Source organism: Kribbella sp. NPDC058245 (genome assembly GCF_042882005.1).
Classification (GTDB): Bacteria; Actinomycetota; Actinomycetes; order Propionibacteriales; family Kribbellaceae; genus Kribbella.
Genome location: NZ_JBHVWY010000014.1, coordinates 257,675 through 266,984, shown reverse-complemented (window position 1 = coordinate 266,984; position 9,310 = coordinate 257,675). Strand labels below are relative to the sequence as shown.

Below are 9,310 nucleotides of genomic sequence, written 5' to 3'. Positions count from 1 at the left end.
CAACCCCAAAAACCTCTCCCGCACCTCATACCCACGCGCAACCGGCATCGGACAACACCTTCCTTCAGGCGTTGCTTCGACCGATGGACTCCGCCGGGCAACTTGAAGGGAGATCCCCTCAAATGCACCACGGCAGGACGGGGGCTGCGGCAGGAGGGGCGCGAGGCGAGTGGGCGCTGACTCCGGAGCGGGTGGTCAGTGCGCCGAGCGGGCGGGCAGGCGGGCTGGGCGAGCGGGCGCTGACGTGGAGCGGGGTGTGGTGAGTGCGCGCGGCGCGCGGCGTACGGATCAGGCGAGGCGGGTGGGGGTGACGCGGAGCAGGGGTGGGTGCGCTCGGCGTACGGGGTTAGGCGAGGCGTTTGGCTACTTCTACGGCGGCGCGGGCTACGCGGGGGCCGACGAAGTCTCGGTCCAGTTTGCCGAGGACTACTACGCCGATGGAGGCTTCGACGCCGGGGACGCCGAGGACCGGGGAGGAGACGCCTTGGGCGCCGGCTTGGAGTTCGCCGGAGGTGACGACGAAGGGGCGGCCGGCGGGGTCGGGTTTGCGGCGGCCGGCCAGGATCGCTTTGCCGGCGGCGCCTTGGTCGAGGGCGTGCCGGGAGCCCATCCGGTAGGAGACGTGAAAGTCCGTCCAGGAGGGTTCGATGACGGCGATGGCCAGGGCTTCGTCACCGTCTGCGACCGTCAAGTGCGCGGTGGCGCCGGTGTCTTCGGCGAGGGAGCGCAGGACCGGGAGCGCAGCGTCACGCAGCGTGGGCTGCACGCGGCGGCTGTAGTGGAGGACCGCGAGGCCGAGCCGGGCCCGGCCCTCGCTGTCGCGGCGCACCAGGCGGTGCAGCTCGAGGGTGTTCACCAAGCGGTAGACGACGGTCCGGCTGACACGCAGCGCGGCGGCCAACTCGGTGATCGAGAGACCGTCCGGTGCGTCCGCCAGCAACTCGAGGACTGTCAGTCCCCGGTCGAGCGTCTGGGAGGTCTCTGCGGGCACGCGGCCAGCGTATCCGCATTTCGTGCAGTACTCACGGGAGTGTCCGGTGCCATCGAACCTTCCGACTCAGGACACCAAATTTTCAGGCGCGGCCCGGTCGGCCCGTATCTTGCTGCCGTGCGAAATTACTGGGCGCTTCTCCCCGCGATCGCCGTCATCGTCGGGCTGATCCTGCTCTACGCGATCCCGACGCTGATCAACCCGCAGTGGACCAAGACCGTCCTGAACCTGTTCCGCCAGTACCCCGAGGACGAGCAGGCCGACGCCGAGACCGGCCGGCGCGCCGGAGTGCTCGGGCCGCAGCAGGTCAGGTCGCGGCGGATGCTGGCCGGGCTGCTGGTGGTCGGCGCGCTCGCCCTGGTCGGGTTCAACGTCGCCCTGAACCGCGAGTCCAACGCCTGCTACACGGCCGCCCGTGCGTTCGGCGCGGTCGACGGCAAGTCGGCCGACGATCCGTGCATCTCGATGATCTACGGCACGTTCATCGGCGACGGCACCGGTCCGTCGTTCGAGGAGAAGCAGCAGCCGGTCCCGGTGTACCAGCTCGTGCACAAGAAAGACCCGACCTACCTGCGCTGGATCCAGAACCCACCGGAGTACGACGACAACAACCTGCTGATCGGTACCTCGCTCGACTGCGCGATGGACCTGCGCGTGACCGAGGAGGCGGACCGGATCACTGTGGTCGTCGACACCGATACACCCTGCCCGGCGGATGACAGCGTCTCGCTGACCGCGGTCCGGCTCAAGCAGCCGGTCGGCAGCCGCAAACTCGTCACGGTCGGCGGCAAGGAGATGCAGCAGATCAACCCGGACGTCGCCTCCTGGCCGAAGGTCCTCGGCAAGCTGGTGGCCGGCGGTTAACTCAGCGCGCGGACCTCGGAGTCGTAGACGCGGAACGGCCGGTTCCGGGCCAGCAGGATGAGCAGGCCGGCGATGCAGACCGCGGCTCCGCCGAGCAGGGCGATGGTCGGCGTGGTGAGGGAGGCCGTCGTACCGGCGACGAAGTCTCCGAGCCTCGGTCCACCGGCGACGACCACGATGAACACGCCTTGCAGACGGCCGCGCATCGCGTCCGGGGCCGCTGATTGCAGCACGGTGTTGCGGTACGCCGAGCTGACCATGTCGGCCGCACCCGACAACGCGAGCAGCGCGACGCCGAGCCAGATCGTGCGGGCCAGGCCGAACAACCCCACAGCAGTCGCGTACGCCGTGATTGCGACCACGATCGCGATTCCCTGCCGCCGAACCCGGGTGACCCAGCCGGAGAACAGCACCCCGATCAGCGCGCCGATCGCCGGAGCCGCCTGCAGCAGGCCGACCGTCCGCACTCCTCCGGCGAAGAACGCGCCCGCGACCGCCGGGAACAACGCTCGCGGCTGGGCGAACACCATCGCGAAGATGTCGGCGAGGAACGTCGCCAGCAGCGCCGGCGCGGCCCGCAAGAACGTGAACCCCTCAAGGACCGACCGCAGCCCAGCCCGCCGTACCAGCCCGGTCGGCGGCACCGGCGGGAGCCGGAAGAGCGCGTAGAGCGCCGCGGTGAATGTGATCACATCGACCAGGTACGCCGCTGCGAAGCCGTGCCAGGCGATCACCGCCGCCCCGAGCAGTGGGCCGGCGGTGAACCCCAGGTTGAACGCGGCCTGGCTGAGCGTGTTCGCGGCCGGGAGCAGCTCCGGCCGGATCAGTCGCGGGATGATCGCCGCCCGGGCCGGGTTGTTCACGGCGAAACACGCCGACTGGCAGGCGACGACGGCGTACAGGACCCAGGTCTGGTTCCACTTCAGCTGGGACTGCAGGACCAGGATCATCGAGAGCAGCCAGAGCCCGCCCGACGAGATCAGGGCCAGCATGCGGCGGTCGATCGCGTCGGCCATCGCGCCGCCGTACAGGCCGAAGACGACCAGCGGGACCAGCGAGCACAACCCCACCAGGCCGACCGCGAACGTCGAGTGCGTGAGCGCGTACACCTGGATCGACACGGTCACCGCGGTCATCTGCTGACCGAGCTGCGACACCGTCGATCCGATCCACAACCGGCGGAAATCGGCGGACTCCCGGAGCGGCCGGATATCGGTGAGAAGTGGCACGAATCCTCATGTTAGACCCGCGGGAAGGTGGCGTGCTCCAACGATTGACCCGGCGTCAGGCCGAGACCGTCGGTGACGACGTGGCCGCCGCCGGTGTACTCGGTGTCGGCGTCGACGAAGATCGTGACGTGGGCGATCCGCGGGTCGTCGGTGAGGTTGGGGGTCGCGGAGTGCGCCAGGTAGGCGTTGTGGAAGGTGCAGTCGCCGGCGCGCAGCGGGATGGTCAGCCGCTCCTCCCAGCGCAGATCCGGCGCGACGCGGAACAGGTCGTCGCGGTCGGCCAGGTCCTGGGCGCGCAGACCCTGGTGACCGTGCGAACCGGGGATGAAGGTCATGCAGCCGCGTTCGACCGGTACGTCGACCAGCGCCACCCAGGCTGAGAGCGCGTGCCGCGAACCGGCGTGCGGCCAGTACGGCGCGTCTTGGTGGAACTCGGTTGCCGCGCCGTTGTGCGGCGGCTTGATCAAAAGGTGGTCGTGCCAGATCCGCAGCGGTACCCCGGCCAGCGCGGTCGCGGCGGCGGCGAGGTTGGGATGGAGGGTGAGCTCACGCAGTACGTCGTTCTGCTGCCAGACGTTGACGTATTGGTTGAAGATCGCAGACCCTCCGGCGTAGTCGCTCGCGATCCCGCTCTCCGCGATCGCCGCGTCCCGGAACCGGGCCGCCTCCGCGGTCGTAATGATGTTACGTAACCTCGTTACACCATTCCGGCGGTAGGCGGAAATGGTCTCTGCGTCGACGATTGTGGTGGGCGTAGGCTCGGTGGTGGTCATCTGCCGGCTCCTCGGAAGCTGTTGTCAGCAAGGCGTATCCAGCCTCGCCGCTGAGCCCTCCAGAGCACCAGGCGATCCCGAACCACTCCTTGACCAGAAATGACCTCGGATGCACAAGATCCTCAGCAGCGAAGTCTTCCCCGACGAGCGGCTGCCCGTCGCCGAGGAACTGCTCTCGCTGACGGCCGACGTCGCGCCCCACAGCCACGCCTTCTTCGAGATCGCAGTCGTGGTGGCCGGTACCGGCGTACACCTGTCTGCGGATGGGTCGCGGCCGTTGACTGCTGGTTCGGTCGTGGTACTGCGGCCGGGGCAGTGGCATGGGTACTCGGAGTGCGCCGGGTTGGTTGTCCGCAATGCCTATCTGGGCACAGACATTTTCGGATTACTCTCCGGCGCCACCGAGCGCGCTGCGGCGCACCCCGCTGTCCAGCATGCGATGCGGCTGCTCGAGACCGACCTCGCCTCCGCGTGGACCCTCGACCGGCTCGCCGCCGCCGTGAACCTCGCCCCCGGCTACTTGGTCCGCCTCTTCGGCCGGAGCGCCTCGGTGTCCCCGATGGCTTACCTGCAGCGGATCCGGGCCGAGCGCGCGGCCGGCCTCCTGATCGAGACCGAACTCCCGATCGCCACCATCGGCGCGCTCGTCGGCTGGCCCGACCCCAGCCACGCGACCCGCCGCTTCCGCGCCCATTTCGGGCTGAGTCCAACCCGCTACCGAGAGGCATTTCGGCCGTAGGTAAAGATGTGTTCGTGACTTCTGTGCGTACGCCTGACCCGAACCCCGGCTGGCTGTCCGACCTGGCCCTGCAGGAGACCCGTTCCCGGGTCCCGATCCTGTACGTCGAGGCTGTCCCGGCCCGCGTCGACGCGACCGGTCATATCGAGCATGTCGGTGTTCTGCTCCGCGGCTCGACCCAGACCAACCAGATCGTCCGGACGCTGGTCTCCGGCCGGGTGTTCCACGGCGAGACGATCCGGGACGCGCTGCAGCGCAACATCGAGAAGGACCTCGGCCCGGCTGCGTTCCCGCGCCTCCCGGTCAGCCCGGTGCCCTTCACGGTCGCCGAGTACTTCCCGCTCCCGGGCCTCACTCCCCTGCATGACCCCCGTCAGCACGCCGTCGCGCTGGTGTACGTCGTACCGGTGACCGGCGAGTGCAACCCGCGCCAGGACGCCCTCGAGCTCACCTGGCTGACCCCGGAAGAGGCGCTGTCTCCCTCGCTCCTGGCAGACCTCGAAGGCGGCCGCGGCCAGCTCCTGAAGCAGGCCCTCGCCTGGTCCGGCGTACTGAGCTAACGTCCGAAGATCCGCAGTACCTGGTCGGCGTGTTTTCGGACGTTAGCGAACTACCAGGGGAGTTGACCGGCCTCGTCGTAGACCTGGCCGGTGGGTCCGTCTGCGCCGAGGGTGGCCATGTAGACGGCTACCGCAGCGCCTTGGGCTGGGGTGCGCGCGGTCTGCCAGCCGCCCATGTCGGTGGCGCAGTTGCCGGGGTCGGCGGCGTTGACCAGGATGCCGGTACCGCGGAGTTCGTTGGCGAGCATGACGGTGACCATGTTCACCGCCGCCTTGGTCGCGTTGTAGGCGAGCGTGCGCTTGGACGAGAACCGCGACTCCGGGTCGCCGACCAGCGTGAACGACGCCAGTGAGGTCGACAGGTTGACCACGCGCGCCTGCTCGGCCTTCCGCAGCAGCGGCAGCATCGCCTGCGTCACCGCGACCAGCCCGACCACATTCGTGTCGAACCCATCCCGCAGTACGGCGGCCTCGATCTCCGCCACGCCGGCATCCCCGACCGGGATGATGGCCGCGTTGTTGATCAGCACGTCCAGCCGCCCGTACTCCTGCGCAATCGTGTCGGCCGCAGCCTGCACGGACTCGGGGTCGGTCACCTCGAGCTGAATCGCGACCGCATTCTCCAGCTCCTCGGCCGCCTGCTGACCACGACCGAGGTCCCGCGAGCCGACCAGCACCCGGTACCCCGCCTCGCCGAGCTGCCGTGCGATCTCCTTGCCGATGCCCTTGTTGGCGCCCGTGACGAGCGCAATCTTGTTCTCAGTCATGGCTCACAGCCTGGTGCGAGATTTTCGCGGCTGGCAGAGCGAGCCGACCCTGGGACCGGCAGTCCCTGTTTGGCGTTCGCGCCGCCTGCGACCATGGTCGTGTGGATCGAGGACAACTGGCAGAGTTCCTCCGGGTACGGCGTGAGCGCCTCACCCCGGCCGATGTCGGCCTGCCCGCAGGCCTGCGCCGCCGTACGCCGGGCCTCCGCCGCGAGGAGGTCGCCACCCTCGCCACAATGTCCACCGACTACTACACCCGCCTCGAACAGGCCCGCGCCCCGCGCCCGTCCCGCCCGGTCCTCACCGGCCTCGCCCGCGCCCTCCGCCTGAACGACGACGAACGCGCCCACCTCTTCCGCCTGGCCGGCGAACAACCCGGCCCACCCCCAGGACCTCCCTCGGACGTCCGCGACGGCATCCTCCGGATGATCGCCCGCCTCGACGTCCCCGGCATCGTCCTCGACGCGAAGTACGACGTACTGGCCTGGAACCGGCAGGCGACCGCCCTCCTCGCCGACTTCTCCGCCCTGCCGCCCAAGGAGCGCAACCTGCTGCGCCAACGCTTCCTGTACGGCGACCAGTCCGCACGCTTCGGCGCCGACACCACCCGCGAGTTCGCCCGCGAAGCCGCCGCCGACCTCCGCGCCGCCTCAGCCACCTACCCCGACGACCCCACCATCCCGGCCCTGATCGCCGACCTGCTCGCGGGAAGCCCCGAGTTCGCCGACATCTGGTCGCGGCACGAAGTAGCCCGCCAGCAAACCCTCTGCCAAACCATCCTGCACCCCGAGGTCGGCCGCATCGACGTCATCTGCGAGATCCTCCTCGTCCCCGACCGCAACCAACGCGTAGTCCTCTACACCGCCGACCCCGGCTCCCCCTCAGACCAAGCCCTCCGCCTCCTCGACGTCATCGGCACCCAATCCCTCACCTGAACACCTCAGCCGCCGCCTGCAGCTTCACGACGTACCGACGCCACTTCTCGGTATCCCCGAAGTCGGCCTGGTCCGGGCCTGCGCGACCGTCCACGAGTTCACGCACGACGTCGATGTGCCCGCCATGTCGGCACTCCTCGCCGATCCAGAACCTTAAGTGGTAAGAAATGGGCGCCCAGCGCCGAAAAGTTACCACTTAGCGAGCGGGGGCCCAGGGCAACGATCAGCTCCCACCCCAGGTGCTCGCTGCGGTGCCGTCCGAGGCTCCGTCCCGCGTGCTGCCCGGCGCGGTGGACTCGCGCAGGATCTCAAGCGAGCTCGGCAAGGATCTTCGCCATCGCTTGATAGCTCTCGCGCACCGCCTCGACCTTGCCCAAGCGATGGCGCTCAAGCCGGATGGCCGCAAGGTGCCGAACCTCGTAAATCCTGGCCCGCCAGACCGCCGCCGGTGAGCGGTCCAACGCGCCGTACGACTCCCAGAAGGCTTGGCGCTCATCGGCCTTCGCCTGCACCATCCTGATCGTCCAGTCCGCAGCGGGATCCCCGAACTCCGTTCGGTCGAAATCCAGAACTCCAGTGATCAACGGCTCTGGCGCGTCGGCATCCAGCAGGCAGTTGACTGTCCACAGGTCGCCGGACAACAGCCGAGGCTCTCTTACCTCGTCCAGTGTCGCGCGGTCCCGCTCAGCCACAACGACAGCCCTTCGCACGTCCGTAGCATCGAGCCCCAGCTGTTCCAGGTCGTCCGCGATGCGCGTGAACGACGCGATCAGGACCTCACTCCAGGACGCATGCGCCGGACCGTCCACTCGCCCGAAGAGCGGCCCGTGTACGTCGTGAACCGAGCGGGCAATCACGCCCAGCTGCCGGAAGAACGTCGTACGCCCCGACCGCGGATACTCGCCCAACCGCTCCGGGGCCGGGATCCCTGACAGGCACGTCTGGATCATCCAGTCCCGGTCGATGGTGTCGTGCGACCAGTCGACAGCAAGAACCCGAGGCATCAGCGGCGCAATCACCGCCAGCCACGGCACAGCGGCGTACTCGTTCCGCATCAGCCGCCGCTCAGACCCGAACTGTCTGGCCTCGGCCGGCGCAACGCGCAAGATCACCGGCTCCGTCCAACCAGCCAACTCCACCCGGTAGACGCTGTTGTACGACCCGTACCCCAACTCAACTGCCGTCAGCGGAGCCACGTCGCCGCCGAACGCCCGCCGACAGACCGCCTCGATCTCCGCCGCGCTGAGCGGCAGCTGAAACGCCTGCGGACCCCGCTCAACAACCCGAAGCTCCATCTCCCCATCCTCCCCCACGACAACCTGAGATCGCGGATCAGCGCCTCGGGCGGCGGTAGGTCTAGCGAGCGCCGCGAGCGTGAGCGGGGTGGTCGGAGCGGACAGCGGAGCACGCGACGAAGGAGCGGGTGTAGTCGGCTGCGTGGGGGCTAGGTGCGGGCGGCTAGGGCGTTGATGGCTTTGGCGACCTGTGCCGGGGCTGAGATGAGGGTTAGGTGGCCTTGGCCGGGGAGGATGGTGGGTGGGGGTGCGCCTACCCGGGTGGCGGTTTGTTCGGCGGAGCCGCCTTGGTTGTCGAGGGCACCGAAGAGGACTGCTTTGGCGATGGGGAGGTTCTTCAGGCGGGCCAGGCGATCCGGCTGCACGGCGGGGAAGTCGGGGCCGATCATCTGCCACAGCGCCTTCTCGGCGCCGGGGACGCGGAAGGGACGGGTCCAGACTTGGACTTCGTCGTGGGTCAGGGGTGCGCATTTGTCAGCGCAGGCGTCGTTGTAGACGCTGCGGATGAGGCTGTCGGAGCCCAGGACGAGGCGCAGCGCGGACGTTCGGTACGGGTCGACGATCAGGGTGTTGACGATGGCGCGGGGTGGTCCGCCGCTGTTGGGGAGGGGTAGTGCGTCGCCGTCCAGGAACATGATGCCGCCGATCTTGGCGGGCTGTTCGAGTGCGGCTTCGGCGACCACACCGGCGCCCAGTGAGTGACCGACCAGAACCGGCTTTGGTTGCCCGGGGCCCGTGAGTTTCATGGCGTCGAGGAAGCCCAGGAGCTGCGCGGCCAGGTGCTCGATCGTGTACGGCGCTTTGCGCTCGCTGTAGCCGTATCCGGTGATGTCGTACGCGTACACGCGATGGGTCCGCGCCAAAACGGGGACCAACGCGGACCACGTCTCCACCGACTCGGCTGCCCCGTGAACGAGCACGATCGGTGAGCCCGTCGTACCCCACTCGTCGTACCGGGTCTGCAGGTCCGCGGTCTGGACGAAGCGCAGGCCGGGTGGCGGCTCGGCGCGTTCCCGGGTGGCGAAGTTGTAGGTCAGGGACGCTCCGGTGATGACGAGCCAGATGACCACCAGTACGACGAAGATGCGCCGTAGTACCCGCACGAGCCGTTTCACGGGGTCAAGTTTGTCGGATGCCACCAAAAGCTGACCGAAAGA

Annotated in this window: 10 protein-coding genes; 4 read left to right on the top strand and 6 right to left on the bottom strand. The window is 68.7% G+C overall.

Annotated elements, in window-relative coordinates:
- Nucleotides 1-346: 346 nt before the first annotated feature.
- Nucleotides 347-991, bottom strand: a complete 645-nt coding sequence (locus ACFVWG_RS30280; RefSeq protein ID WP_132409924.1) for an IclR family transcriptional regulator — start codon at nt 989-991, stop codon at nt 347-349.
- 117 nt (nt 992-1,108) lie between these two features.
- On the opposite strand from ACFVWG_RS30280, the gene ACFVWG_RS30275 reads away from it, so the two are divergent.
- Nucleotides 1,109-1,855: a hypothetical protein gene (locus ACFVWG_RS30275; RefSeq protein WP_391546842.1), complete on the top strand. Its 747-nt coding sequence runs from the start codon at nt 1,109-1,111 to the stop codon at nt 1,853-1,855.
- Here the strand turns inward: ACFVWG_RS30275 and ACFVWG_RS30270 are convergent.
- Both ACFVWG_RS30270 and ACFVWG_RS30265 read right to left on the bottom strand, forming a co-directional pair.
- A complete protein-coding gene (locus tag ACFVWG_RS30270; RefSeq protein WP_391546841.1) occupies nt 1,852-3,084 on the bottom strand; it encodes an MFS transporter in 1,233 nt (410 codons plus the stop codon). The two genes, ACFVWG_RS30275 and ACFVWG_RS30270, sit on opposite strands and share 4 nt — an antisense overlap.
- Nucleotides 3,085-3,095: 11 nt before the next feature.
- Nucleotides 3,096-3,857, bottom strand: coding sequence for a phytanoyl-CoA dioxygenase family protein (locus ACFVWG_RS30265; protein WP_391546840.1), 762 nt, complete (start codon nt 3,855-3,857; stop codon nt 3,096-3,098).
- Between the two features lie 109 nt (nt 3,858-3,966).
- On the opposite strand from ACFVWG_RS30265, the gene ACFVWG_RS30260 reads away from it, so the two are divergent.
- Entirely contained in the window at nt 3,967-4,596 is a 630-nt protein-coding gene (locus tag ACFVWG_RS30260; protein ID WP_391546839.1) for a helix-turn-helix domain-containing protein, read from the top strand.
- A gap of 14 nt (nt 4,597-4,610) precedes the next feature.
- Nucleotides 4,611-5,156 (top strand): NUDIX hydrolase family protein, encoded by a 546-nt coding sequence (locus ACFVWG_RS30255; protein ID WP_391546838.1) that lies wholly within the window; start codon nt 4,611-4,613, stop codon nt 5,154-5,156.
- Nucleotides 5,157-5,206: 50 nt separating this feature from the next.
- On the opposite strand, the gene ACFVWG_RS30250 is transcribed toward ACFVWG_RS30255, so the two are convergent.
- A complete protein-coding gene (locus tag ACFVWG_RS30250; protein ID WP_391546837.1) occupies nt 5,207-5,923 on the bottom strand; it encodes an SDR family oxidoreductase in 717 nt (238 codons plus the stop codon).
- A gap of 101 nt (nt 5,924-6,024) precedes the next feature.
- Between ACFVWG_RS30250 and ACFVWG_RS30245 the strand changes: the two genes are divergently transcribed.
- Nucleotides 6,025-6,858 (top strand): helix-turn-helix transcriptional regulator, encoded by an 834-nt coding sequence (locus tag ACFVWG_RS30245; protein ID WP_391546836.1) that lies wholly within the window; start codon nt 6,025-6,027, stop codon nt 6,856-6,858.
- A gap of 308 nt (nt 6,859-7,166) precedes the next feature.
- On the opposite strand, the gene ACFVWG_RS30240 is transcribed toward ACFVWG_RS30245, so the two are convergent.
- On the bottom strand, nt 7,167-8,153 hold the full coding sequence (locus ACFVWG_RS30240; protein WP_391546835.1) for a phosphotransferase family protein: 987 nt from the start codon (nt 8,151-8,153) through the stop codon (nt 7,167-7,169).
- Between the two features lie 149 nt (nt 8,154-8,302).
- Entirely contained in the window at nt 8,303-9,268 is a 966-nt protein-coding gene (locus ACFVWG_RS30235; protein WP_391546834.1) for an alpha/beta fold hydrolase, read from the bottom strand.
- Nucleotides 9,269-9,310: the final 42 nt, after the last annotated feature.